General features: G+C 67.5%; 19 protein-coding genes, 1 tRNA gene and 1 other RNA gene. 14 read left to right on the forward strand and 7 right to left on the reverse strand.

All coding sequences use genetic code 11. From position 1 onward, the window contains the following. Positions 1 to 136 precede the first annotated feature (136 nt). The 6 genes from ACVCMC_RS05640 to pilH all read left to right on the forward strand — a co-directional run bounded on the left by ACVCMC_RS05640 (position 137) and on the right by pilH (position 8,016). Entirely contained in the window at positions 137 to 2,977 is a 2,841-nt protein-coding gene (locus tag ACVCMC_RS05640; protein WP_447098979.1) for a 2-oxoglutarate dehydrogenase E1 component, read from the forward strand. Positions 2,978 to 3,058: 81 nt separating this feature from the next. Beyond that, positions 3,059 to 4,252 (forward strand): 2-oxoglutarate dehydrogenase complex dihydrolipoyllysine-residue succinyltransferase, encoded by a 1,194-nt coding sequence (gene odhB, locus ACVCMC_RS05645; protein WP_447098980.1) that lies wholly within the window; start codon positions 3,059 to 3,061, stop codon positions 4,250 to 4,252. 142 nt (positions 4,253 to 4,394) lie between these two features. Beyond that, positions 4,395 to 5,819, forward strand: a complete 1,425-nt coding sequence (lpdA, locus tag ACVCMC_RS05650) for a dihydrolipoyl dehydrogenase (protein WP_447098981.1) — start codon at positions 4,395 to 4,397, stop codon at positions 5,817 to 5,819. Positions 5,820 to 5,968: 149 nt separating this feature from the next. After that, positions 5,969 to 6,565: an LOG family protein gene (locus tag ACVCMC_RS05655; protein WP_447098982.1), complete on the forward strand. Its 597-nt coding sequence runs from the start codon at positions 5,969 to 5,971 to the stop codon at positions 6,563 to 6,565. Between the two features lie 17 nt (positions 6,566 to 6,582). Continuing rightward, positions 6,583 to 7,581 carry a YhdH/YhfP family quinone oxidoreductase gene (locus ACVCMC_RS05660; protein ID WP_447098983.1) on the forward strand — a complete coding sequence of 333 codons (999 nt, stop codon included), beginning with the start codon at positions 6,583 to 6,585 and terminating at the stop codon, positions 7,579 to 7,581. Between the two features lie 69 nt (positions 7,582 to 7,650). Further along, on the forward strand, positions 7,651 to 8,016 hold the full coding sequence (gene pilH, locus ACVCMC_RS05665) for a twitching motility response regulator PilH (RefSeq protein WP_136258582.1): 366 nt from the start codon (positions 7,651 to 7,653) through the stop codon (positions 8,014 to 8,016). Between the two features lie 72 nt (positions 8,017 to 8,088). Here pilH and ACVCMC_RS05670 read toward each other — a convergent pair whose 3' ends face one another. The 3 genes from ACVCMC_RS05670 to hisS form a co-directional block, all read right to left on the reverse strand. After that, a complete protein-coding gene (locus tag ACVCMC_RS05670; protein WP_447098984.1) occupies positions 8,089 to 8,487 on the reverse strand; it encodes a DUF6165 family protein in 399 nt (132 codons plus the stop codon). A gap of 23 nt (positions 8,488 to 8,510) precedes the next feature. Continuing rightward, on the reverse strand, positions 8,511 to 10,409 hold the full coding sequence (locus ACVCMC_RS05675; RefSeq protein ID WP_447098985.1) for an HAL/PAL/TAL family ammonia-lyase: 1,899 nt from the start codon (positions 10,407 to 10,409) through the stop codon (positions 8,511 to 8,513). 64 nt (positions 10,410 to 10,473) lie between these two features. Further along, a complete protein-coding gene (gene hisS, locus ACVCMC_RS05680; protein WP_447098986.1) occupies positions 10,474 to 11,853 on the reverse strand; it encodes a histidine--tRNA ligase in 1,380 nt (459 codons plus the stop codon). Positions 11,854 to 12,040: 187 nt separating this feature from the next. Between hisS and ACVCMC_RS05685 the strand changes: the two genes are divergently transcribed. The 4 genes from ACVCMC_RS05685 (at position 12,041) to ACVCMC_RS05700 (ending at position 17,226) form a co-directional block, all read left to right on the forward strand. Beyond that, positions 12,041 to 12,116 (forward strand) — tRNA-Ala (locus tag ACVCMC_RS05685). 118 nt (positions 12,117 to 12,234) lie between these two features. Next, positions 12,235 to 12,765: an ECF-type sigma factor gene (locus ACVCMC_RS05690; protein WP_395118319.1), complete on the forward strand. Its 531-nt coding sequence runs from the start codon at positions 12,235 to 12,237 to the stop codon at positions 12,763 to 12,765. A gap of 70 nt (positions 12,766 to 12,835) precedes the next feature. Further along, positions 12,836 to 15,631, forward strand: a complete 2,796-nt coding sequence (locus ACVCMC_RS05695; RefSeq protein WP_447098987.1) for a protein kinase domain-containing protein — start codon at positions 12,836 to 12,838, stop codon at positions 15,629 to 15,631. 155 nt (positions 15,632 to 15,786) lie between these two features. Continuing rightward, a complete protein-coding gene (locus ACVCMC_RS05700; RefSeq protein WP_447098988.1) occupies positions 15,787 to 17,226 on the forward strand; it encodes a c-type cytochrome in 1,440 nt (479 codons plus the stop codon). Positions 17,227 to 17,241: 15 nt separating this feature from the next. Here the strand turns inward: ACVCMC_RS05700 and ACVCMC_RS05705 are convergent, their stop codons facing one another. After that, positions 17,242 to 18,213 (reverse strand): alpha/beta hydrolase, encoded by a 972-nt coding sequence (locus ACVCMC_RS05705; RefSeq protein WP_447098989.1) that lies wholly within the window; start codon positions 18,211 to 18,213, stop codon positions 17,242 to 17,244. 239 nt (positions 18,214 to 18,452) lie between these two features. Then, positions 18,453 to 18,807: a transfer-messenger RNA gene (gene ssrA / locus ACVCMC_RS05710) on the reverse strand. Positions 18,808 to 19,074: 267 nt separating this feature from the next. Between ssrA and ACVCMC_RS05715 the strand changes: the two genes are divergently transcribed. Next, positions 19,075 to 19,398: a c-type cytochrome gene (locus ACVCMC_RS05715; protein ID WP_395118311.1), complete on the forward strand. Its 324-nt coding sequence runs from the start codon at positions 19,075 to 19,077 to the stop codon at positions 19,396 to 19,398. 18 nt (positions 19,399 to 19,416) lie between these two features. Then, positions 19,417 to 19,770, forward strand: coding sequence for a c-type cytochrome (locus ACVCMC_RS05720; protein WP_395118309.1), 354 nt, complete (start codon positions 19,417 to 19,419; stop codon positions 19,768 to 19,770). 73 nt (positions 19,771 to 19,843) lie between these two features. Here the strand turns inward: ACVCMC_RS05720 and ACVCMC_RS05725 are convergent, their stop codons facing one another. Beyond that, positions 19,844 to 20,452 carry an NfuA family Fe-S biogenesis protein gene (locus ACVCMC_RS05725; protein WP_395118307.1) on the reverse strand — a complete coding sequence of 203 codons (609 nt, stop codon included), beginning with the start codon at positions 20,450 to 20,452 and terminating at the stop codon, positions 19,844 to 19,846. Between the two features lie 167 nt (positions 20,453 to 20,619). Here ACVCMC_RS05725 and ACVCMC_RS05730 point away from each other — a divergent pair, with 167 nt between their 5' ends. Continuing rightward, on the forward strand, positions 20,620 to 20,961 hold the full coding sequence (locus ACVCMC_RS05730) for a 4a-hydroxytetrahydrobiopterin dehydratase (protein WP_395118305.1): 342 nt from the start codon (positions 20,620 to 20,622) through the stop codon (positions 20,959 to 20,961). On the opposite strand, the gene ACVCMC_RS05735 is transcribed toward ACVCMC_RS05730, so the two are convergent. Continuing rightward, positions 20,962 to 21,960 carry an RluA family pseudouridine synthase gene (locus tag ACVCMC_RS05735; RefSeq protein WP_447099457.1) on the reverse strand — a complete coding sequence of 333 codons (999 nt, stop codon included), beginning with the start codon at positions 21,958 to 21,960 and terminating at the stop codon, positions 20,962 to 20,964. A gap of 338 nt (positions 21,961 to 22,298) precedes the next feature. On the opposite strand from ACVCMC_RS05735, the gene ACVCMC_RS05740 reads away from it, so the two are divergent. Continuing rightward, positions 22,299 to 25,526: an Rne/Rng family ribonuclease gene (locus ACVCMC_RS05740; RefSeq protein ID WP_447099458.1), complete on the forward strand. Its 3,228-nt coding sequence runs from the start codon at positions 22,299 to 22,301 to the stop codon at positions 25,524 to 25,526. Positions 25,527 to 25,608 lie beyond the last annotated feature (82 nt).

Genomic DNA, 25,608 nt, shown 5'->3' on the forward strand with positions numbered 1-25,608 from the left:
GCGGGCGAAGGGTATAATCATGCAGATTGATACCAGTCATCCGCACGAGCCACCGGTCGGACTTGAAAACCGGTCGCAAGCCGCGACGTTCAGCTCACATGGATGGCTGCAAGCCTCTTTTTCTGCCGGTGGTGACGTGAGTACAAACCTGATCCGCGAGTTCTACGAATCCTCCCAACTCGCTGGCGGCAACGCCGATTACGTGGAATCGCTGTACGACGCATGGCTGGCCGACCCCACGGCCGTCCCCGCCGAATGGGCAGGTTATTTCGAGACGTTCAAGGGTCGCGAATCGGGCGATGTCCCGCATGGCGCCGCCATTGCGCGGATCGAGGCGGCGCAGAAACAGAGCCGCAACGGCGCCGCCGCCGTACCGATGAGCGACGAGTACGCGCGCAAGCAGGCCGGCGTGCTGCGCCTGCTCACCGCCTACCGCTCGCGCGGCCACCTTGCCGCCGACCTCGACCCGCTGGGCCTGGCCGACAAGATGCCGGCCCCCGATCTCGGCCTGGCCTTCCACGGCTTGTCCGACGCCGACCTGGATACCGAATTCGACACCGGCAACTACGCTGGCGGCGGCCAGCGGCTGAAACTGCGTGACCTGCTCGATCGGTTGAAGAAGACCTACGCCAGCTCGATCGGCGCGGAGTTCATGCACATCAGCAACCACGAGCAGCGCAACTGGATCTACAGCCGGCTCGAACAATCCGCCGGCCAGAGCGGCCTGGACAAGGCCGGCAAGCAGCGCGTGCTCGACGGCCTCACCGCCGCCGAGGGCTTGGAGCGCTACCTGCACACCAAGTACGTCGGCCAGAAGCGCTTCTCGCTGGAAGGCGGCGACAGCCTGATCCCGATGCTCGACGACGTGGTGCGCGCGGCCGGCGACAACGGCATCAAGGAGCTGGTGATCGGCATGGCCCACCGCGGCCGCCTCAACGTGCTGGTCAACATCCTGGGCAAGCCGCCGAAGACCCTGTTCGACGAGTTCGAGGGCCGTTTCGACCATCCCGACGACCCGGCCCACTCCGGCGACGTGAAGTACCACATGGGCTTCTCCGCCGACGTCAAGACGCCCAAGGGCGGCGTGCACGTGGCGCTGGCGTTCAACCCCTCGCATCTGGAAATCGTCAACCCGGTGGTGACCGGCTCGGTGCACGCGCGCCAGACCCGCCGCCGCGATACCGCGCACACGCAGTCGATGGCCGTGCTGATCCACGGCGACGCCGCGTTCGCCGGCCAGGGCGTGAACATGGAACTGTTCAACATGTCGCAGGCACGCGGCTTCAAGATCGGCGGCAGCCTGCACATCGTGGTCAACAACCAGGTCGGCTTCACCACCTCCAATCCGGAGGACGCGCGTTCCACCATGTACTGCACCGACCTGGCCAAGATGGTCAACGCGCCGGTGCTGCACGTGAACGGCGACGACCCGGAAGCGGTGATCCTGGTGACCCGGCTGGCCTACGACTTCCGCAAGCGGTTCCGCCGCGACGCGGTGATCGACCTGGTCTGCTACCGCCGCCACGGCCACAACGAGGCCGACGAGCCGGCCGCCACGCAACCGGTGATGTACCAGATCATCCGCAAGCGTCCGACCGCGCGCGACCTTTACCAGCAGCAACTGGTGAAGGCCGGCGTACTGGCCGAGGGCGAGGCGGCGAAGCAGTTCGACGCCTACCGCGAGCGCCTGGAAGCCGGCGCACCGATGACCGACCTGGACCCCAGCCCCGTCCGCGACGGCCACGTCGACTGGGCGCGCTTCATCGGCGGCAAGCTGTCGCTGCCCACCGACACCACGGTGCCCATGCGCAAGCTGCAGGAACTGGCCGGCAATATCCTCACCCTGCCCGCCGACCTCACCCTGCAGGGCCGCGTGGCCAAGATCTACGAAGACCGCCGCAAGATGGCCGCCGGCGAACAGCCCGCCGACTGGGGCTTCGCCGAGAACCTGGCCTACGCGACCCTGGTCGACGGCGGTTTCGACATGCGTCTGGTCGGCCAGGATTCCGGCCGCGGCACGTTCTTCCACCGCCATGCGGTGCTGCACGACCAGAAGGACGGCCACACCTACATGCCGCTGGCCGCAGTGCGCGCCACCGCCGATGTCGAGGTGATCGACTCGCTGCTCAGCGAAGAGGCGGTGATGGCGTTCGAGTACGGCCACTCCACCACCGACCCGGACACCCTCAACATCTGGGAAGCCCAGTTCGGCGACTTCGCCAACGGCGCGCAGGTGGTGATCGACCAGTTCATCAGCTCGGGCGAATCGAAGTGGAACCGGTTGTGCGGCCTGGTGCTGCTGCTGCCGCACGGCTACGAAGGCCAGGGGCCGGAGCACTCCTCCGCCCGGCTGGAGCGTTTCCTGCAGCTGTGCGCGATGGACAACATGCAGGTCTGCGTGCCGACCACGCCCGCGCAGGATTTCCACATGATCCGCCGGCAGATGCTGCGCGCCGCGCGCAAGCCGCTGATCGTGATGACGCCCAAATCGCTGCTGCGCCACAAGCTGGCGGTGTCGAGCCTGGACGAGCTGGCCAACGGCAGCTTCCAGCTGGTGATCGGCGAGCATCGAAAGCTGACCGCGAAGAAGGTCAAGCGCGTGGTGCTGTGCTCGGGCAAGGTCTACTACGACCTGCTGGAGGAAGCCGAGAAGCGCGCCCTGACCGACGTGGCGATCGTGCGCGTCGAGCAGTTGTACCCGTTCCCCCGCGTGGAGGTCAGCGCCGAGCTGGACAAGTATCCGTCGGCGAAGGAAGTGATCTGGTGCCAGGAGGAGCCCATGAACCAGGGCGCCTGGTTCCAGATCCGCCATCACCTGCAAGCCTGCACGGGCAGCAAGCACAGCCTGTCGTACGCCGGTCGCGCGCGCTCGCCGGCGCCGGCCGCCGGCCACCACAACACGCACGTCGCCGAACAGGCGGCGCTGGTCGAACAGGCCCTGGTCGAGCCGGTCGGTACCGACCACGCCGCCGAGTAATCCGTTTCGAACGGGGCGGTCGCGATTGGCCGCCCCTGCTTCTTGTGTCCATCGACAGTCGCACAAACCCAAGAGCCTCTTATGTCCATCGAACTGAAAGTCCCCGTGCTGCCCGAGTCCGTCTCCGACGCCACCATCGCCAGCTGGCACAAGAAGGCCGGTGACGCGGTGAAGCGCGACGAGAACCTGGTGGATCTGGAAACCGACAAGGTGGTGCTGGAAGTGCCCGCGCCGGTTGACGGCGTGTTGAAGGAGATCAGGCACGAGGTCGGCGACACGGTGAACAGCGAGCAGGTCATCGCGATCATCGAGGAAGGCGCCACGGCGGCTGCGCCGGCTCCGGCCGCCGCCGCTCCGGCGCCCGCGGCCGCGGCGCCCGCCCCCGCCGCGTCGAAGGCCGCCGCCGAGCTTTCGCCCGCCGCGCAGCGCGTGGCCACCGAGAGCAAGGTCGACACCTCCGCCATCGCCGGCACCGGCCGCGACGGTCGCATCATCAAGGAAGACGTGGTCAACGCCGGTTCGCGCCCTGCCGCAGCTCCCGCCGCCGCGCCGGCCGCGAAACCGACCCCGGGCGTCCGCCCGGAAGAGCGCGTGCCGATGACCCGCATGCGCGCGCGCATCGCCGAGCGCCTGATGCAGTCGAAGAACTCGATCGCCATGCTGACCTCGTTCAACGAGGTGAACCTGGCCGAAGTGGTGAAGATGCGCAAAGCCCTCGGCGACGCGTTCCAGAAGGAACACGGCATCAAGCTCGGCTTCATGAGCTTCTTCGTCAAGGCGGCAGCCGAGGCGCTGAAGCGCTATCCGTTCGTCAACGCGTCGGTCGACGGCAACGACGTGATCTACCACGGCTACCAGGACATCTCGATCGCCGTGTCCACCGACAAGGGCCTGGTCACGCCGGTGCTGCGCGACGTGCAGGACATGAGCTTCGCCGACGTCGAGAAGGGCATCGCCGACTACGCCGTCAAGGCGCGCGCGAACAAGCTGTCGCTGGACGACCTGCAGGGCGGCACCTTTACCATCACCAACGGCGGCACCTTCGGCTCGCTGCTGTCGACGCCGATCGTGAACCCGCCGCAGAGCGCGATCCTCGGCATGCATACGATCAAGGAGCGCCCGATCGTCGAGAACGGCCAGATCATCGCCGCGCCGATGATGTACATCGCGCTCAGCTACGACCACCGCATCATCGACGGCAAGGACGCGGTGCTGTTCCTGGTCGACATCAAGAACCAGCTGGAGAATCCGCAGCGGATGCTGTTGGGTCTGTGATCGCTTGAGCCCCTCTCCCGCCGGGAGAGGGGTTGGGGCGAGGGTTCGGTGATACCGCAACGCCTCGCTCCGCCCGCACCCTCATCCGGCGCTTCGCGCCACCTTCTCCCGGCGGGAGAAGGAAAGAGCAAAGAGGAAAATCATGAGCGACAAATTCGATGTCATCGTCATCGGTGCGGGCCCGGCCGGTTACCACGCCGCGATCCGCGCCGCGCAGCTGGGCCTGAAGACCGCCGTGGTCGATGCCTTTGTCGGCAAGGATGGCAAGCAGGCACTCGGCGGCACCTGCCTCAACGTGGGCTGTATCCCGTCGAAGGCGCTGCTCGACTCCTCCAAGCAGTTCTACAACCTCGCGCACAATCTTCCCGTGCACGGAATCACCGTCGAGAATGCCAAGGTCGACCTCAAGACCTTCATCGGCCGCAAGGAAAAGATCGTCAAGCAGTTCACCGGCGGCGTGGCGCAACTGTTCAAGGCCAACAAGATCACCAGCTTCTTCGGCACCGGCAAGCTGCTGAAGGGCAACCAGGTCGAGGTCACCGGCAACGACGGCGCCAGGCAGACCATCGCTGCCACCAACGTGATCCTGGCTTCCGGTTCGGTGCCGATCGAGTTGCCGTTCGCGAAGTTCGACGGCAAGAACATCATCGACAACGCCGGCGCGCTGGAACTCGATGCCGTGCCGAAGCGCCTGGGCGTGATCGGCGCCGGCGTGATCGGACTGGAGCTGGGCAGCGTGTGGCGCCGCCTGGGCGCGGAAGTCACCGTGATCGAGGCGCTGCCGGAATTCCTCGCCGTCGCCGACGCGGACGTCGCCAAGGTCGCCGCCAGGGAATTCGCCAAACAGGGCCTGGACATCAAGCTCAACGCCAAGCTCAACAAGGCTGAGGTGAAGAAGGACGGCGTGCACCTGGTCTACACCGACAAGGACGGCGAGCAGAAGCTCGTCGTCGACAAGCTGCTGGTCGCCGTGGGCCGCCGCGCCTATACCGCCGGCCTGCTGGCCGACGACACCGGCGTGAAGCTGGACGAGCGCGGCCGCATCGTGGTCGACGAGCATTGCCACACCGGCGTGGACGGCGTGTGGGCGGTCGGCGACGCGGTGCGCGGCCCGATGCTCGCGCACAAGGGTTTCGAGGAAGGCATGGCGGTCGCCGAGTGGATCGCCGGCAAGGCCGGCCACGTCAGCTACGACACGATCCCGTGGGTGATCTACACCGAGCCGGAGATCGCCTGGGCCGGCAAGACCGAGAAGCAGCTCAAGGACGAGGGCGTGCCGTACAAGGTCGGCACTTTCCCGTTCGCCGCGATCGGCCGTGCCGTCGCGATGAACGAGGCGGTCGGCCAGGTGAAGATGATTGCGCACGCCGAAACCGACCGCATCCTGGGCGTGCACATGGTGGGTCCGGGTGTCTCCGAGCTGATCGCCGAGTGCGTGGTGGCGATGGAGTTCAAGGGGTCCTCCGAGGACCTCGCCCGCATCGTCCACGCCCATCCGACCCTGTCCGAAGCCGTGCACGAAGCCGCCTTGTCGGTCGACAAACGCGCCATCCACAAGGGCAACTGAAGCCCGCGCAGAGCCAACGCGGCCCGCTCGTGGCGACATGGGCGGGTCGCTCTTTTTCAGAAATGAGTGGAGAGAAGTGAGAAACGAGAGAGAGCATGCAAGCGCACACTCTTTTCTCACTCCTCTCCACTCTCCACCCAGGTAAGCCCATGCCCCAACCCACCGCCATCTGCGTCTACTGCGGCTCCAACAGCGGCAGGCACCCCGAGTACGCCGAACAGGCGCGCGCCTTCGGCAGCGAGATGGCACGACGCGGCATCGCGCTGGTCTATGGCGGCGGCAAGGTCGGCCTGATGGGCGTGGTGGCCGACGCCGTGCTCGCCGGCGGCGGCAAGGTGATCGGCGTGATCCCGCGCCAGCTCGTGGAACTGGAAGTGGCGCACCCGGGCCTGAGCGAGCTGGTGGTGGTCGAGACCATGCACCAGCGCAAGACGCGCATGTACGAGCTGTCCGACGCCTTCGTCGCCCTGCCCGGCGGCTTCGGCACGATGGACGAGATGTTCGAGATGCTGACCTGGGCCCAGCTCGGCCTGCACCGCTACCCCTGCGCCTTCCTCGACGTGCGCGGCTACTACCGCGACCTGCGCACGCTGATGGAGCACATGGTCGACGAATCCTTCGTGAAGGCGGCGCAGCGCGACAGCATCTGGTTCGGCGACGACATCGCCGCATTGTTCGACTGGATGCGGGACTACGAAGGCAGCTACACGCCCAAGTGGATTTCCTCCCGCAGCGTCGACGCCTGATTCCGCAGGAGGTCGAAATGACCCGTTTCCGCGCGTTCCGCATCCACAACGACGACGCCGGCTACCGCGCCGGCATCGAGACCATGGACACCGGTGCGCTGTCGCCCGGCGAGGTGCTGGTCAAGGTCGCGTATTCCTCGGTCAACTACAAGGACGCGCTGGCCGGCACCGGCAAGGGCCGCATCCTGCGCACCTATCCGCTCAACGGCGGCATCGACGTGGCCGGCCATGTGGTCGCCTCGACCGATCCGGCGTTCAGGGAAGGCGACGCGGTGCTGTGCACCGGCAGCGGCCTGTCCGAGACGCGCGACGGCGGCTATGGCGAATACGCACGTCTCGACGCGCGCTGGACGATCCCGCTGCCGGCGTCCTTGAGCCTGCGCGAGAGCATGATCCTCGGCACCGCCGGCTTCACCGCCGCACTGGCCCTGCTGCGCATGCAGGACAACCGGCAAACACCGGCGCTCGGCCCGATCGCGGTAACCGGCGCCAGCGGTGGCGTCGGCATGCTGGCAATCGACATCTTCAGCCGCGCCGGTTACGAAGTGCATGCGATCAGCGGCAAGCCGGACCACTTCGACTTCCTGCGCAGCCTCGGCGCCACGGACTGCATCGATCGCCACCAGCTCGCCTTCAGCGGCAAGCCGATGGACTCGGCCCGCTTCGGCGGCGCGCTGGACAACGTCGGCGGCCGCATGCTCGCCGGCCTGCTGCCGCTCATCGCGCCCTACGGCAACGTGGCAATCTGCGGCAACGCCGGCGGCATCGCGTTCGACAGCACGGTGATGCCCTTCATCATCCGCGGCCTGAGCCTGTTGGGCGTGGCTTCGGCCGGCACCGCGCGGGACATTCGCGACGACATCTGGCGGCGCCTGGCCAGTGAGTGGAAGCCGCGGCACCTGGAGCGCATCGGCACGCGCGACATCGCACTGGAAGAGTTGCCGCAGGTGTTCGAGCGCATGCTTGCCGGTGATTCCTTCGGGCGCACGCTCGTGCACATCGACCATCCGGTTTGACAGCGACGTGCTTGGAAGTACCATCGTCACGCCTTAGAATCATCGAAACCCGCAGGGAACCCCCAACCCATGGCACGCATCCTGATCGTCGACGACTCCCCCTCCCAGTTGCTGGGCATCAAGCGGATCGTCGAGAAACTCGGGCATGAGACGCTGTCGGCCGAAGACGGCGCCGCCGGCGTCGAGGTGGCCAAGGCGGAGCTGCCCGACCTGATCCTGATGGACGTGGTCATGCCCAACCTCAACGGCTTCCAGGCCACCCGCACGATCAGCAAGAACGCCGACACCGCGCACATCCCGATCATCCTGGTCACCACCAAGGACCAGGAAACCGACAAGGTGTGGGGCATGCGCCAGGGCGCCAAGGCCTACGTGACCAAGCCCATCAAGGAAGAGGAACTGGTCAAGGCGCTGGACGAATTCCTGCCCCACTGACCCGTCTCCCATTTGCACGAAAAACGGCGCCCGCGGGCGCCGTTTTTCGTGAAGCGGCCGGCCGGCGGTCGGTCAGCCGGCGCGGTAATCCTGATACGACTTTTCCTCGACCAGCTGCGAACCGAGCTTGAGGTTGATCGCGCGTTTGAACGCGGCGCGCTCGTCGTTGCGGAAATACACCGAGCGGGCCAGCTCGATGAAGTCCCGGTCGAACTCCTGCGCGCGTTCCTTCAACCGGATCTTGTCCTCGATATCCCACAGCAGCTCGTTCACCGCGAGCAGACTGGCGCGCTCCTCGCCGATGTCGATCCGCGACGCCGCGTCGTTGGCCCAGATCGCGTTGAGCAAGTCCAGCTCGTTGCGCACGTTGGCCAGCTTGGCCTCGTCGGTCATCCGTCGCGACTTGATTTCGAGGATGGTGATCTTGTCGATCAGTTCGCCGTGGGAAACGGGGGTCTGGATCAGGCTCATGCTCGGCTCCGTGGAAGTGTGTTTCAAACCGTGGCGCGGAAGGCGCCCTGCTGCACCAGCGCGCAGGCCGCGGCCACGTCGCCGTCCAGCGCGCGATCGCGATGCATGAAGGCAATGCGCTGACGCAGGATCGCGTGTGCCTGACGCACCCGTGCGCCCGCGTGGAAATCGCCGGCGCCGGTCAGGGCATCGGCGAGCTGCTGCACCTCGGCGACGAACTGCTCGTAGTGCGGCTGGCCCTCGCGCGGCGCATTGGCCACCTTGGCCGCCAATGCCTGCCAGCCGCCGCGGCGGGCCAGCCGGCGCGCGGCGTTGAGCATTTCCTGGCGGTAGTCGAGCGCCTGCGCCGCGGTGTACAGCTCCAGCGCCAGCGCGTGGCTCAGATCCTCCACCATGTCCAGCACGTGGCGGGCTTCGTTCGCCCCCATCGAAACGTGATCCTCGGCGTTCGCGCTGGTCGGCACCGAATACACGCTGGCCGGATGCGCGCGCGTGGCGAGGTCGTTGACCAGGGCCGCGGCGGTGTACTGCACGATCATGAAGCCGGAGTCGGTGCCGTCCTCGTTTCCGGTGAGGAAGGCCGGCAGGCCGTCGTTGTTGGCCGGGTCGACCAGCTTGTTGAGGCGGCGCTCGGAAATCGACGCCAGCACCGGGATCGCCGCCTTCACGTAACTCATCGCCAGCGCCAGCGGCATGCCGTGGAAGTGGCCGGCAGAGATCACCTGCTCCTCGATGAACTGCGCGTCCGCGTTGTCCGGGAAGATCAGCGGGTTGTCGGTGACCGAGTTGAGCTCGATGTCGAACACGCGGCAAGCCTGTGCCCAGGCATCGCGTACCGCACCGTGCACTTGCGGCATGCAGCGCAGGCTGTAGGCATCCTGCGGCTGGTGCTTCTTGCCGCCCTTGAACGGCAGGAAGCGCTGGTAGAACGCCTCGCGGCCGTGGCGCTGGTTGGCAGGCACCCAGTCCCAGCCGATGTCGAAACTCAGCGCCTGGTCGTCCGGCTCGCTCCAGGCATCGGCGCTCCACGGCTTGAAGCGCGGCACCAGGTGATACGGAATGTCCAGCAAGGTGGAACCGTCCAGCAATTCGCGCACGTGCGCCGCAGTCTCGACTTGCCCGGGATGAGGACGCAGCGCATGCACCTCCGGTCGCAAGGCGCCACTGCGGCCGGCAAAGGCGTCCAGTGTCATCGCCGCGGCGAGATCGGCGACGTCCAGCAGATCGCCCAGCACGTCCAGCGCCAGCGCGCCGGTGGCGAGCATCTGCGCGGTGCCGTTGTTGAGCGCCAGCCCTTCCTTGAACGACAACCGGATCGGCTTGAGGCCGGCACGCTCCAGCGCCTGCGCGCCCGGCATGCGCTCGCCTTCGTAGAATGCCTCGCCGCCGCCGAGCAGCACGATCGCCAGATGCGACAGCGGTGCCAGGTCGCCGCTGGCGCCGACCGAGCCCTTCTCCGGCACCACCGGCACCACGCCGGCATTGAGCATCGCGGCGAGCGCTTCCAGCGTGCTCACGCGGATGCCCGAGTGGCCGCGCATCAAGGTGTTGATGCGGATCACCAGCATCGCGCGCACCACCTCCGCCGCAAACGGTTTGCCGACGCAGACGGCATGCGTGATGATCAGGTTGTGCTGCAACTCCTCCATCAGCGTGCCTTCGGCGGGCTGATGCCCCGGCAGCTCGTCGCGCACGCGATGCGCGCCCAGCAGCTTGTCGGCGTTGCTGCCGAAGCCGGTGGTGACGCCGTAGGTCGGCTCGCCGCAGCTGACTTTCTCGGCGAGGAAATCGGCGGCGCGCTGCACGCGCTTGAGCTGCGCCTGATCCAGCGCCACCGATGCGCCCTGCCGCGCCACCGCCACCAGTTGCGTGCGCGTCAGGCTGCTGCCATCGAGAAGAATCGTTTCACTCACCGCAGTCATGCTCCACGTTGTTGCCGTCATTCCCGCCAACACGGGAATGACGGCGTCAAAGGCAATAGCGCCCTCACCCCATTGCCGCAGCCTGCTCCAGCTCCACCCGCAGCGTCTTGACCAGTTCGCCGCGCGCCACCTCGAACTGGTCCTCGCGGCGCAGGTCCTTCACCGTCACCACGCCGCGGGCGAGCTCGTCCTCGCCCAGCACCACCACGAAGCGGATGCCGGCGCGGTCGGCGTACTTGAACTGCTTGCCCAGCTTGCCGCCTTCCAGCACCACCTCGGTGGCGATGCCGGCGCCGCGCAGCTCGCCGGCCAGCGCGAGATAGGCCGGCAGCTGCGCCTCGTCCATCTGGGTCACCAGCACGTCGACGGTGCTCTTCGCCGTGTCGATCAGGCCGGCGTCGCGCAGCTGCCAGTAGAGCCGGGTCAGGCCGATCGAGATGCCGACGCCGGGCAGGTGCGACTTGGTGTACTGGCCGGCCAGGTTCTCGTAGCGGCCGCCGGAGCAGATCGAGCCGATCTGCGGGTGGTCGTTCAGCGTGGTCTCGTAGACCGTGCCGGTGTAGTAGTCGAGGCCGCGGGCGATCGACAGGTTCAGCGCGTAATGTGTTTCCGGCACGCCGAACGCGTGGATCAGACCGAGCACTTCCTTCAGCTCGTTGCGGCCCTGCTCCATCGCTTCCGGGCCGGCGCCCAGCGCATCGAGCTTGTCGAACGCGTCCTGCAGCGAGGTCGAGCGCACCTGCACGAAGGCGAGGATGCTGGTGGCAACCTCGGTGCTCAAGCCGAACGCTTCGCCGGTCAGCGTGTCGCGCACGTAGTCGGCGCCGCGCTTGTCCAGCTTGTCCACCTCGCGCAGCACCAGCATCTGCTGCTCGCCGTCGACGATGCCCAGGCTCTCGAAGTAGCCGCGCATCAGCTTGCGGTTGTTGAGCTGGATGGTGAACGGGCCGATCGCCAGTTCGCGGAACACGCTGTAGATCACCGCCGGGATCTCGGCGTCGTAGCGCACCGACAATGAGTCCTTGCCGATCACGTCGATGTCGCACTGGTAGAACTCGCGGAAGCGCCCGCGCTGCGCGCGTTCGCCGCGGTACACCTTCTGCATCTGGTAGCGGCGGAACGGGAAGCTGAGGTCGCGCTCGTGCTCGGCCACGTAACGCGCCAGCGGCACGGTGAGGTCGAAGCGCAGCGCCAGTTCGGGCATGCCCTCATCGGCCTTGCCCAGCGCCCCGGTGGACTGCACGAAGTACACCTGCCGCTCGGTCTCCCCGCCGCTCTTGGTCAGCAGCACGTCGGAGTATTCGATCACCGGCGTCTCGATGGCGAGAAAGCCGAAACGCTCGTAATTGCGACGGATCACGTCGAGCATGCGCTGGAACGCGATCTGGTCGAGCGGCAACAGCTCGAGCACGCCGGGCATGGTGCGGGCCGGGGTAAGCGCCATGGAATCCTCTGCTGACGATGGGACGGGTCGCCGTGCGAGCGACAGCGACGGCAGCCGTCAAGATTAGCAGAACGAGGCGATTTCCCCCGCGTGCACGCGGGGGCCGCGACGCAGCCGGGGCCGCCTTCCCGCCGCAACCAACACTTGGCGAACCGCCTCGCACGCTGCTAAGATGCGCCGCTCACGTGGGGCGGTAGCTCAGCTGGGAGAGCGTCGCGTTCGCAATGCGAAGGTCGTGGGTTCGATCCCCATCCGCTCCACCACGTCATGCAAGAGGCCGGATCGTCCGCAAGCGAGGGCGCCGGCCTTTTTCCTGTCCGGCCCGCACAGGCGTACCATCGGCCCCGACCAGCTCCGCGTCGGGGCGGTGCGCGCAAAAGCATGACGGGGACCGGATCATCCTTTGCCGAAGGTTCGACGGACGCCCTGTTCGCCGAGGTCTACGCGCGCCTCAAGGCGATGGCCGCCCGGCAACTGAATCGACGCCAGGGGGCCACGCTGGACACCACCGAGCTGGTGCACGAGCTGTACCTGCGCATCGGCCAGAACGAGGCACTGCACTTCGAACACCCGGCGCAGTTCTTCAGTTACGCCGCGCGTGCCATGCGCCACCTGCTGACCAACCGCGCCCGTGACCGGCTGCGCCTGCGCGCCGGCGGTCAATGGATGAAGGTCACCCTGGACGAGGACGATGTCCGGCTCGCGCTGGATACGGCCGCCCAGGCGCTGACGCTGGATGCCGCGCTGAACGCGCTGGAACAGACCGATGCGCGCGCCGCCCGAGTGGTGGAGCTGCACTATTTCGCCGGGCTGGGCCTGCAGCAGATCGCCGACACCCTCGGCCTGGCGCGGCGCACGATCGACCGCGACTGGCGCTTCGCCCGCGCCTTCCTCAAGGCGCACATGGACTGAGCCGGTCACGTCGCAATCGGGCGCGCAGCGGGGTTAAACGCAGGCAGGTCATTCGGCAAGGGCGCTCCACGTGGACTCCACACCGACATTGCGCGAGTTGTTCGAAACAGCGCTGCAGTTGAGCGGCGCCGCGCGCATGGACTGGCTGGCCGCGCACTGCCTCGACCCGCAACAGCGTGAAGAGATCGAACGCATGCTCAGCGCCGACACCGCCGACGACGACTGGCTGCCCGGCGACGCCGTCGACGCGGCGCGCGTGATCGGCGAGGCCGGTGTCGCCGCGGCGATGCCGCCGGGCAGCCGGATCAACGCGTTCGAACTGATCGAGGTGCTGGGCGAAGGCGGCTCCTCCACCGTGTTCCGCGCCGCGCGCCAGGAGGCCGGGGTGCGCCAGGAGGTCGCCCTCAAGCTGCTGGCGCGCGGCCTTTACACGCCGGCTGCGCGCGACCAGTTCCGGCGCGAGCGCGAGGCGCTGGCGCGGTTGCGCCATCCGGGCATCGCGCGGCTGATCGAGGGCGGCATCACCGAACAGGGGCTGGCCTATATCGTGCTGGAACTGGTCGATGGCGTGCCGATCACCGACTACGCGCGCGATCGCCGCCTGCCACTGCGCCCGCGTCTGCTGCTGTTCCTGAAGGTGTGCCGCGCAGTGGCCGCAGCACATCGCGCGCTGATCGTGCATCGCGACCTGAAGCCTTCCAACGTGCTGGTCACCACCGACGGCGAGGTGAAGCTGCTCGACTTCGGCATCGCCAAGCTGCTCGACGACCGCACCGATGGCGCCACCCGTACCCAGCACCGCGCGCTCACGCCGGCCTATGCCGCGCCGGAGCAGTTCTCCCGCGAACCAGTGACCACAGCCACGGATGTCTATGCGCTCGGCGTCCTGCTCGACGAACTGCTGTCGGGCCGGCGACGGACTGCCGGCGAGACCGGCCCGCCGTCCACGCGTTCGGACGCCGTCTCGCGCAGGAGCAACTCGCGCACCGCGCGAGCATGGCGGCGCCAGTTGCGTGGCGACCTCGACAACATCGTGCGGATGGCCACCGCCACCGACGCAGAGCGCCGCTATGCCTCGGCCGGCACGCTCGCGGACGACATCGAACGCCACCTCGATCACCTGCCGGTGCTGGCGCATCCGCCCTCGCCCTGGTATCGGGCCGGCAAGTTCATCGACCGCCATCGCGGCGGCGTGGCGATCATGACGGTGCTTGTGCTCGCCGTGCTCGTCTCGCTCTCCACCGCGCTGTGGCAGGCGCACGTTGCGCGCCGGCAAGCCATCCGCGCGACCATGATGCGCGACTTCGTCGAGGACCTGTTCGCACCGATCCAGTACGGCGTTGCCCCCGCGAAGCAGCCCAGTCTCGGCGAGCTGCTGGCGCGCGGCGTGGCAAAGCTCGACCACTCGCCGCAACTGGACGACGCCGGTCGCGTGGACCTGCTGGCGATGTTCTCGCGCCTGTACGAGAACCTCGGCGAACCCGCGCAGTCGCGCAGGCTCGCAGACCGGGCCGTTGCCCTGTCCGCGCGGGCGCTGGCGCCCACTGACATCGAGGCGATCCGCGCGCTCACCGCACGCGGTTACGCCGAGGTGCGCACGGAGGATTTCGCGGCCGGCGGTGCCGACCTGCGCCTGGCCCGCCGGCGCATGCGCGCGCAAGGCATCCATGGCGAGGACCTGATCCGCCTGCTCGGCCCGCTGGCCGCGGTCGAGAACAGCGAAGGGCATGCCGACGCCGCGCTGCAACTCTCCCGCGAAGCGCTGTCGGAGCGGATCGCCACCTGGGGACCGGACGACGCCCGCGTCGGCATCGGCTACAACGACGTCGCCTCCGCACTGGAAGGCCTGGCGCGCTACGACGAGGCGATCCCGATGTGGCGCAAGACCCTGCAGTTCGAACTCGCGTATTTCGGCCCGTCCAGCAACGAGTCCACGCTGGCGCTGGCCGGCCTGGCCTCGTCCGAATATCGCGCCGGCGACTGGGCGCAGGCGCACCGGCATTTCACGCAAGCGCTGGCACTGTACACGCGCCATGGCGGCCAGCCGCAACTCACCCAGGTGTACGCGGCGCAGAAGGCGTGCGTGCTGGAAGGGTTGCGCGCCGATCGTGCCGCTGCGCAGGCGCGTTGCCGCCAGGCGCAAGCATGGTCGGCGGACGGTTTCGGAGAAACCAGTGCGCTGCATGGCGATTCGCTCGAAGCCACCGCGTTCGGCCTGGAGGAAGCCGGCGATCTGGCCGGTGCGCGCGAATTGTTTGCCGCCGCGCGCCAACGCTACGGCGACAGCCCGGCCAATCGCATGCGGGTCGGCCGCATCGACAGCGAACTGGCCGGCATCGACCTGCTGGAGGGCCATCCCGAACAGGCACGCACACTGCTGCCGGCGGCGATCGCCGGCCTGCGCACGCGTTCCTGGCCGATGCCTCCGCTGATCGCCGAGGCACGCTTGCTGCTCGCCTGCACCGAGGCTCCCGGCGCGGGGTGTCCCGACGATCTCCAGGCCAGCGTCGATCGCGACGTGGCTGCCGCCGCTTCGCGCCACGACCCGCAGCTGCTGTGGGTGCATACGCTGCGCGCCCGGGTCGAACTGCTGCGCGGCGAACCGGAGCTGGCCAGGACCGAGCTGGCCACCGCGATCGCCAACGCCGCCCGCGAATTGCCACCGGCCCATCCACGCCAGCTTGCCGCGCAGCTGTGGCTCGCCATTGCAACGGCGCGCACGGGCGATTGCGCCGCGGCATCGGCCAGGGCACGGGCGGCCAGCACGATCATCGAAGCGAACCGGCTTGCCGCCCATCCCGGGCTCGCCGGCCCGCAGGCGATGCTGCGTCAACCCATCGCCACCTGCGTCGCCTTGCCGAACTGACGGGAAACCCGTCACCTCCTCGGCAACCCGCTGTCCACATGGTTCACGCGCCTGGTCTGGCGCATGTCGCAATTGCCGCCGCGTCGGTGTTCTGCGCAGTGTCCACCCGCGCAAGGGGCGCGCGTGCGCACGAGCTACCAGGGAGGTCGACCATCATGTTTCATCATCACGCGATCCATGCGGCCGCGCGGCAGCTGGCTGCCGTGGCTGCACTCTTGCTGCTCGCGTTTGCCGGCATGGCGTCGGCCCAGGACAGCCGACCGGCGCCGGCATCAGCAGACAACGCCGTCACCGCCGACCCGTCCGGCTGGCTGCAGACCAGCACGCCCAGCGGCCGCATCGACATCGACAACCCGTTCTTCGCCAGCCTCGGCAGCAACGGGCGCTCGTGCGACTCCTGCCATCGCCAGGCGGAGGGCTGGACGATCTCCGCCGCCGAGGTGCGTGAACGCTTCCGGCAGAGCAACGGCACCGACCCGATCTTCGCCCTGGTCGACGGCGCCGTTTCGCCGCTTGCGGACGTTTCCAGCGTCTACGCGCGGCGCATCGCCTACGCCATGCTGCTCAAGCGCGGCGTGCTGCGCATCGGCATGCCGATGCCGGCGCACGCCGAGTTCAGACTCACTGCCGTGGACGATCCCTACGGCTACGCCAGCGCGCGCGAGTTGTCGCTGTTTCGCCGCCCGCTGCCAGCCACCAATCTGATCTGGGACACCGCAGTGATGTGGGACGGACGCGAGACCTTTGCCCCGTTCAAGCCGCCGATGGATGCCGGCATCGACATCGGCGACATCGACGCCAGCCTGGCCTCGCAGGCGCGCGATGCCATCCTCGGCCACGAGCAGGCGGGCAGCGTGCCGGATGCCGCCGTCATCGACCGGATCGTCGAGTTCGAATCGCACCTGTTCACCGCGCAGTCGATCGACCGGCAGGCCGGGCGCCTCAACGACGACGGCGGCATGGGCGGGGCCAGCATCCTGGGCCAACAGCGCTTCTGGGTCGGCATCAACGACACTTTCGACAACGATCCCTCCGGAGAACCGTTCGACCCGCGCGCCATGCGCCTGTTCGACAGCTGGAACGATCCGCGCGCGTCACTGAGCCGCGACCCGCGCGATCGCGCACGCGCCGCGATCGCCCGCGGCGAGCAGTTGTTCAACCACATGCCGATCGACATCAGCGGCGTGGCCGGCCTCAACGACGTCACCGGCGTGCCGGTCATCCACGGCAGCTGCAGCAGTTGCCACAACGCGCCGAACATAGGCAACCACTCGGTGGCATTGCCGGTAAATATCGGCATTGCCGACGCCAGCCGGCGCACGCCGGATCTGCCGCTGTACACGCTGACCCGCTACAGCACCGGCGAGGTGGTGCGCACCACCGACCCGGGCCTGGCCATGCTGACCGGCAAGTGGGCCGACATCGGCAAGTTCAAGGGACCGATCCTGCGCGGCCTGGCCGCCCGCGCGCCGTACTTCCACAACGGTTCGGCGGCGACGTTGATGGACGTGGTCGATTTCTACGACAGCCGCTTCAACATCGGCATGAGCGCCGGGCAGAAAAGCGATCTGGTGGCATTCCTTTCGGCGTTGTGAAAGCCGGCCGGCAACTCAGCGGCTCGACGTCGCGGGCTGCGCCGAGCCAAGTCGTTGTGCGACGGCGGGACTGAGGCCGCGCATGAAGCGTTCGACGGCATCGGTGTAATCCGAAGGCAAGCCGAGTTCGGCATTGATCCGCCCATGCGAGAGGCCTTCCTCCAGCACGCGAGCCTCTCCACCGAAAGACTTCGCCTTGCGCACGAAATCGTGCGCACGCGGGCAGGACTCCCGCCGCTCGCTGGAGCACACCGCCAGAAACGGCGCCATGCGGCCACGCATCTGCTGGTACGGCGATGCCGCCAGCCAATCGGCGGGCTGCGAACCGAAGGCATCGTCGTACAGGCGCGGGTGCCGGCCCTGCATGATCTGCACGACATCCAGCGCGGCGCTGTCCAGCGAGACCGTGCCCAGCCAGGGCTGCGCGCCCTGCTCGCGCGCCAGCGCCGGTTCGGCACTCAGCAGGGCCACCAGATGCGCGCCGGCCGAATGCCCCATCAGGATGAACGCGCGAGGAGCGGCTCCCCAGCTCTGTGCCTTGCGTTGCGCCAGTGCCAGCGCGCGGGCCACATCCTGCGCCTGCTGCAGCGGCGTTGCATCCGGCAGCAACCGGTAGTTCGCCGAAATGACCACGAAGCCGCGCGGCAACCAGCGATCGACCTTGTTCTGGACCACGCCACGCGCCGCCTTGTCGCCACGCCGCCAACCGCCACCGTGCACCATGAAGATCACCGGTGCTGCGCTGGCATGCGCCGGCAGATACACATCGAAACGCTGGCGCGGATCGCTGCCGTAGGCCACGTCCTGCACCAACCGTGCGCCCGGCGGCAAGTTCACCGGCCCGCGCGATTCGTGCTGCGCCGTTGCACCATGCCGCTGCAACAGCCGCTCGCGCAACGCACCGGATTGTGCCGTCGCCACCAACGGCAACAGCACCAGGCTCATCCATGCGAACGATTGGAACGCCAAACGAAAGTTGCGACCCATCATCCTCTCCCGGAAGCCACGAAGCCAAAACTCTCGCGCGCCACGCCGGCGCACGTCGCCCGCCTTCAACGGATCGCGAGCACCCGGGTTGACTCGCCGCACGCGGCACGGCCCCTCAGTCCCGTTCCCGGGCAGACGGGGCCGTCGCTGCAATCGGCATCCGGTGCGGGGCGGGCCAAGGACCAGTGCCCGCATACAAAAAACCCATCAGGCGAATCACTCGCCTGATGGGTTTGCATTGGTGGAGGTGGCGGGAGTCGAACCCGCGTCCGAAGGCGTTCAATGCCCGGATCTACATGCTTAGCTCACCGTTCGATCTCGTTTCGCGACAAGCACGGCGGGCAAAGCGCACCGCGAAACCAGCCTGATTGATCTTGCCTACGACCGCCAGGCGACAGTCTTCGGCGATCTCATGATAATGACCCTACACCGACGAGCATGAGCACAAGTGGGTTCGGGGCTTACGCCTTAAGCGGCGAGAGCGTAGTTGTCGTCGTTGGCAACTATGAGTTTGCTGCTGGATTAACGAGGAAAGCTGCCCCCTCGGCATGCACCAAGCCATCTCACTGCCCCCGTCGAAGCCAGAACACCCCCGGGGAAAATGGTGACTCGCGCGAAGTATATGGGTCCGTCGCCGGCAACCGCAATCGAGGCTGGCGCCGTTCGCGCGATCCGTTCATGTCCGGCCGCGCGGTCTTGACGGGGACGCATCGGCAAGCGCCTTGCCGGGGGCCATTTCGAAGCGCGAACCTCGCTTCCATGGCAGGTCCGATTCGGCGGAGTGTTGTTCAGGCGCGAGGGCAACGTCTATACTTGCGCGGTTGCATCACCCAAGTCGCCGTACCAGTGGGAATGAACTCGATGACTCGATTGCACATGCTTGGCCTCGTTGCGGCCACGGCTCTTTTCGCTGCAACCAGCGCCCATGCCGAAGGCGACAAGGCCGCCGGTCGCAAGCTGGTGTACACCTGCGCCGGCTGCCATGGCGTGCCCGGCTACACCAATGCCTATCCGCAATACCCGGTGCCGAAGATCGCCGGCCAGAACGAGCAATACATCGTCAACGCGCTGCATGGCTACCAGAGTGGCGACCGCAAGCATCCGACCATGGATGCGCAGGCGCAGAGCCTGTCCGACACGGACATCCAGGACATCGCCGCCTATCTTTCCAGCCTCGCCAAGTAATCGCCAAGGATCTTCCGCATGAACCGTGTGCTTACCCTGATCTCCTTCGGCGCCGTGCTGGCATTCGCTTCCACCGCAGCGCTCGCCAACGGCAATGCCGCCAACGGCAAGACGAAGGCCGCCACCTGTTTCGCCTGCCACGGCACGGACGGCAACTCGGTCGATCCGCAATACCCGCGGCTGGCCGGCCAGTACAACCTTTATCTGCAGCAGGTCCTGCACGAGTACAAGAGCGGCCAGCGCGACAATCCGATCATGAAGGGCATGGTGGCCACGCTGTCCGACCAGGACATCGAAGACATCTCGGCCTACTTCTCCAGCCTGCCCGGCAAGCTGGACACGCTGAAAGGTCATATCGGCGGTGACAACTGAAGCTCGCCGACGTGGCAACAAGAGGCCCGCCATGCGGGCCTTTTTGTTGACTGCGGGATAGGCGGGCCCGGATTCAGGCCATCGCCGACTTGCCTTCGTGCCGGCTGTAGTACGGTTTCTCGCCGCCGGAGTGATCGGTGGCGTCGCGCACCGCGGTGACTTCGGGGACCTGCTCGCGCAAGGTCTTTTCCACACCTTGCTTCAAGGTGACATCGACCATGCCGCAGCCATGGCAGCCGCCGCCGAACTGCAGCACCACCGCGCCATCGGCATCGACTTCCAGCAAGGTCACCCGCCCGCCATGCGACGCCAGCCGCGGATTGATCTCCGCCTCGATCACGTAGCGCACGCGCTCGATCACGCCGGCATCCACGCCGGGCACGTGCCCCTTGATCTTCGGCGCGCGGATGTTGAGCTGGCCGCCGGTGGCGTTGGGCTCGAAGTCGATGCTGGCCTGGTCCAGCCAGCTGGCGCTGTCGCCATCGACATGGAACTCGAAACCGGCGCACTCGATCGTCCATTCGCCACCTGCCAGATCGGCAGGCTCGCAGAACTCCAGCTCGCAGTTGGCCGCCGGCGTGCCCGGCGCCGTGACCCGCAGGCGAATGCCCAGCCCCTCGATGCCTTGCTGGTCAAGCAGGCGCAGGAAGTGCTGCTGCGCCCGCGGGGAAATGTCGATCATGCCTGGCTCCGCTGTTCATGGACCGGGGGCGGCGAGCCCTCACCGGTGAATCAGCACCATTTTAGTCCAGTTTCGAGTCCAATGGCTGGCGTCGCCATGCGCTTTGACTTTTCGCGTGCCAGCTTCGACCCTTCCCTTCTCACTTCAAACCTGCATGGAGCCTTGCGATGAACGCCACCGAACTGTCGAACCAGCACTGCCAACCGCGCAAGGGCAAGCAGCACGCGCTCGCTGCCGAGGAAGCCGCCAAGCTCCTGCGCGCATTGCCGGGCTGGCAACTGCGCGAGGACGGCAAGGCCATCGTCAAGGATTTCAAGTTCGAGGATTTCCACCGCACCCTGGGCTTCATCAATGCCGTGGGCTTCATGGCCAACCACGAGGATCACCACCCGGACATCGAAGCAGGCTACGGCCATTGCCAGCTGTTGTGGTCGACCCACGACGTGGGCGGGCTGTCGATGAACGACTTCATCTGCGCCGCGCGGGTCGACGCCCTGCTGGCGCGGTGATCAGAAGTCGGTACGCGACTTCTCGCGGGTATAGACCAGCCGCTTGCCCTTGACGGCCAGCGTGTCGAGGAAATCCTTCAGGTCCGCCGGCAGCGGCGCCGAGAAACTGTAGGAACGCCCGTCGAGGTCGAAGCTCAGGTGGGCCGCATGCAGGAACATCCGGTGCAGCCCCATCTCGCGGTAGCGCTTGTTCATCTCGCGATCGCCGTACTTCGGGTCGCCAGCCAGCGGATGGCCGATGTGCGCTGCATGCACGCGAATCTGGTGGGTGCGGCCGGTTCCCAGGGTGGCCTGCATCAGGCGCGCGCTGGGGTACTGCTCCATTTCGCGGAAGAAAGTCAGCGACGGCTTGCCGCTCTCGGCCACCCGCACCATGCGCTCGCCGCCCTGCATGATCGACTTCAGCAGCGGCGCATTGACATCGAACTTGGCCTTGGCCGGGTGCCCCAGCATCAAACACAGGTACTGCTTGGTGACCTCGCCGGCCCGGATCGCCGCCTGCAGCCCGGTCAGCCCCGCCCGGGTACGGGCAAACACCAACACACCGCTGGTATCGCGGTCGAGCCGATGCACCAGTTCCAGGTGTTCCTGCGGACGCGCCGCGCGCAGCAGCTCGATCGCCCCATGGCTGATCCCGCTGCCGCCGTGGCTGGCCACGCCGGCCGGCTTGTCGATGACCAGGAAATGCTTGTCCTCGAAGATGACCGCCTCGGCGACCTCGGCCACCTGTCCCTCGGCCGGCCCCCGACCCTCGACCTTGTCGGCCACCCGCACCGGCGGGATACGCAGCGTATCACCGTCAGCGAGACGCGTATCGGGTTTGGCCCGTTTCCCGTTCACGCGCACCTGTCCGGTGCGCAACAGTCGGTAAATCATGCTCTTGGGTACGCCCTTGAGCAGGGTCACCAGGGCGTTGTCGATGCGCTGCCCGTCGCGCTCCGGGCCGATCTCGACTTGACGTACACCGTGAGGTGCGTCCCGGGAAGTTGCCGTCTGCATTGAAAAAAACCTGCTTAGATAGGATACTCGCCGGGCGCTGGTTTCCATCCGTCTGTTGCCTGGATCGGGTGGAGTGCCCGCCCGTGACGTCGGCGAGGATTGCGCCGGTTGCCCTTGGGGTAGCCGGTCGCGGCTCCCTTTCATCGTAACGGTTTGGGCTGGTGTTTGTCCGTTGCCATACGGCATTGCGACAGCAGGCGCAGCTGACCGAATCATCCCCGACACCGGCAACGGTGCCGTTTTTTTGCCGCTTAACCGCTGCGGCGCGATTCCCGGCAGGCCGCCATTCCAGGCGCCACCGTGGCTCGCGACGCGCGGCCAAGCCGAGGATAACCACCATGAAACGCATGTTGATCAACGCGACTCAGCGTGAAGAGTTGCGCGTGGCCATTGTCGATGGCCAGAACCTGTACGACCTGGACATCGAAATCCCTTCGCGGGAGCAGAAAAAGTCCAATATCTACAAGGGCCGAATCACCCGGGTCGAGGCTTCGCTCGAGGCCTGCTTCGTCGAGTACGGCGCCGAGCGCCACGGCTTCCTGCCGCTGAAGGAAATCTCCCGCGAGTACTTCACGCCGGGCCTCGACCACCACAAGTCGAGCATCCGCGAGCTGGTCAAGGAAGGCCAGGAAGTGGTCGTGCAGGTGGAGAAGGAAGAGCGCGGCAACAAGGGCGCTGCGCTGACCACCTTCATCAGCTTGGCCGGCCGCTACATGGTGCTGATGCCGAACAACCCGAAAGCCGGCGGCGTGTCGCGCCGGATCGAGGGCGAGGACCGGCAGGCGCTGAAGGAGGCGCTGGACCACGTCACCGTGCCGGATGACGTCGGCCTGATCGTGCGTACCGCCGGCCTGGGCCGCGACGCCGAAGAACTGCAGTGGGACCTGGACTACCTGCTGACCCTGTGGAAGTCGATCTCCGAGGCGGCCGGCAAGCAGAAGGCGCCATTCCTGATCTACCAGGAATCCAAGCTGTTCATCCGTGCCCTGCGTGACTACCTGCGCAGCGACATCGGCGAGATCCTGATCGACGACGAGCCGCTGTTCAACGACGCGCGCGAGTTCATGCAGCAGGTAATGCCGAACGCATTGCGCAAGCTCAAGCTGTACCAGGACGACACCCCGCTGTTCACCCGCTACCAGATCGAGACGCAGATCGAAAGCGCGTTCGACCGCCAGGTGCGGCTGCCGTCGGGCGGCTCGATCGTGATCGACCAGACCGAGGCGCTGACCGCCATCGACGTCAACTCGTCGAAGGCGACCAAGGGCAGCGACATCGAGGAGACCGCGTTCAACACCAACTGCGAGGCCGCGGTGGAAGTGGCGCGCCAGGCGCGCATCCGCGATGCCGGCGGCCTGATCGTGATCGACTTCATCGACATGGACAGTCCGCGCCACCAGCGCGAGGTGGAGGATCGCCTGAAGGAAGCGCTGAAGCTCGATCGCGCCCGCGTGCAGGTCGGCCGGATCTCGCGTTTCGGCCTGCTCGAGATGTCGCGCCAGCGGCTGCGCCCCAGCCTCGGCGAAGCCACCCAGATCACCTGCCCGCGTTGCGAAGGCCACGGCCATATCCGCGGCGTGGAATCGCTGTCGCTGTCGACCCTGCGCCTGATCGAGGAACACGCAATGAAGGACAACACCGGCCAGGTGCTGGTGCAGGCTCCTTCGAGCGTGGTCAATTTCCTGCTCAACGAAAAGCGCGCCAGCGTGGTCGAGATCGAACTGCGCCACAAGGTGCACGTGATGATCGTCGCCGACGAAAAGCTCCAGACCCCGCACATCGAGATCCAGCGCATCCGCGAAGCGGACATGGGCGAGCACAGCAAGCCCAGCTACGAAATGCTCACCGCCGTGACCGCCACGGACTTGCCGAAGATGGGCCAGACCCTGGGCAGCGGCGAGCAGCCCGCCGTGAGCGGCATCGTGCCGGGCAGCCCTGCCCCGGTGCGCGAGGAAGTGCCGGCCCCGGTGGCGGCAACGCAGCCGGCGCCGCGACGCCCGATGCCTGCCCCGCGTGCTGCCGTCGCCGCTCCGACCGGCGGCCTGCTCTCGCGCCTGTTCGGCTGGTTCCGCAATGCCGAAGCCGCCGCGCCCACGCCCGCCCCGGCACCGACCAGCAGCGCACGCAATCGCCGCGAGGAGAACGGTCCGCGCAACGCCACGCGCGGCACGAATGGCACGCAGGCATCATCCGCCCGCCAGCCGCGCCGCGACTCGCCATCGCCGCAAAGCCAGAAGTCCGGCGCCCAGCAGCAAGCGCGCAACAATCGCCAACGCACCAACGAAGCGGCGTCGCGTTCGCCCGCTCAGCCGCAGAGCCAGAACGCGCGTGCCGAGCGGCAGGCCAGGCCCGCGCCGGCCGTCGAGTCCGCCGCCGCGTCACGCCCCGAGCGCGCACCGCAACAGCCGCGTCCGGAGCGGGCGCCGCGCGCCGAGCGTGCCGAGCGCGCGCCCATCGAGGCAACGGATGAGGCTGCCAAGGCCGCAGCCCTGCTCGCCGCCGGTGCCGCCGAAGTGGTTCCGACGGCGCCGGGCGAGAACGAGAATCCGACCGACTCGGCAGCCGAGGGTGATGCCGGCACGTCGCGTCGCCGCCGCGGCCGCCGTGGCGGCCGTCGCCGTCGCCGTCATGACGACACGACCGCCGTCGACGGTTCGCTGGATTCGACGCAAGCCGAAGCGCTGGACGACGAGGACCGCGACGAGCCCGGCAAGGCGCCGGCTACCGCCGACACCGTGACCGCCGCTGCGCGCCGCACGCCACGTCCCGCCGCGACGCCGGATGCGCTGGCCGCAGCATCGAAGGAGACGGAGTCGCACCACGCTCCGGCCCCTGCCGGCATCTCCGCCGTGACCGCACCTTCGTCGTCTGCACCGACGAGCGCGCGGGAACCGGCAACCGACAAGATCCTCTCGGCGACCGGCACCGTGCCTTCCGACAAGTCCATGGACAAGCCGGCTGTTGCCTTGCCCGCCGCCAGCTTCATCCTGCCGACGCTGCCGCCGATCCCCGATTCCGCTGCGCCATCGACCGATGCCGAACCGGCGCCGACCCAGGCCACCCTGTCCGCTACCGCGACGCCACCACGCAGTGCCGATACCCAGGTTCGGGTCGAGTCGCCGCCGCCGCGCCATGCTGATCGCGTCGCTGGTGATGCGACGTCCCTCCACCCGGAACCGGCGGTGGCCCAGACGGGGGCATCCAGCCTGCCCGCCGGCCCGCGGCCGACCGAATCGCCGGTTCGCGTGGCAATCGCTGCGGCACCGGTGGCCGCGCCATTGGCGACTCCGACGCCGGCCACCCCAGCGGCCGACACTGCCGACACCGTTCGGCCGACCACCGCGCCGGCGGCGCCTGTCGTCACGCCTGCCACGACACCGCTTGAGCCATCGACGGGCCCGACGACCCACGCGCAGGCACCGGTCGCCGCATCGTTGCCCAAGCAGGGCGACCTGCTCGCCTCATCCGGCAACGCGACGCCTCACGTCCAGGCAAGCGAAGCCGACAAACCGCGAGCGGAGCCGCGGCCGGAGGACGGTCGTTCGAGTGGTGAATCGCACGGCTGATTCAGCCTGGTGTCGAAACGAAAAAACCGGACGCGAGTCCGGTTTTTTTTGTGCCCGGAATCCGGTACCGGCGGTCAGCCGG

Source organism: Rhodanobacter sp. UC4452_H20 (assembly GCF_052978205.1).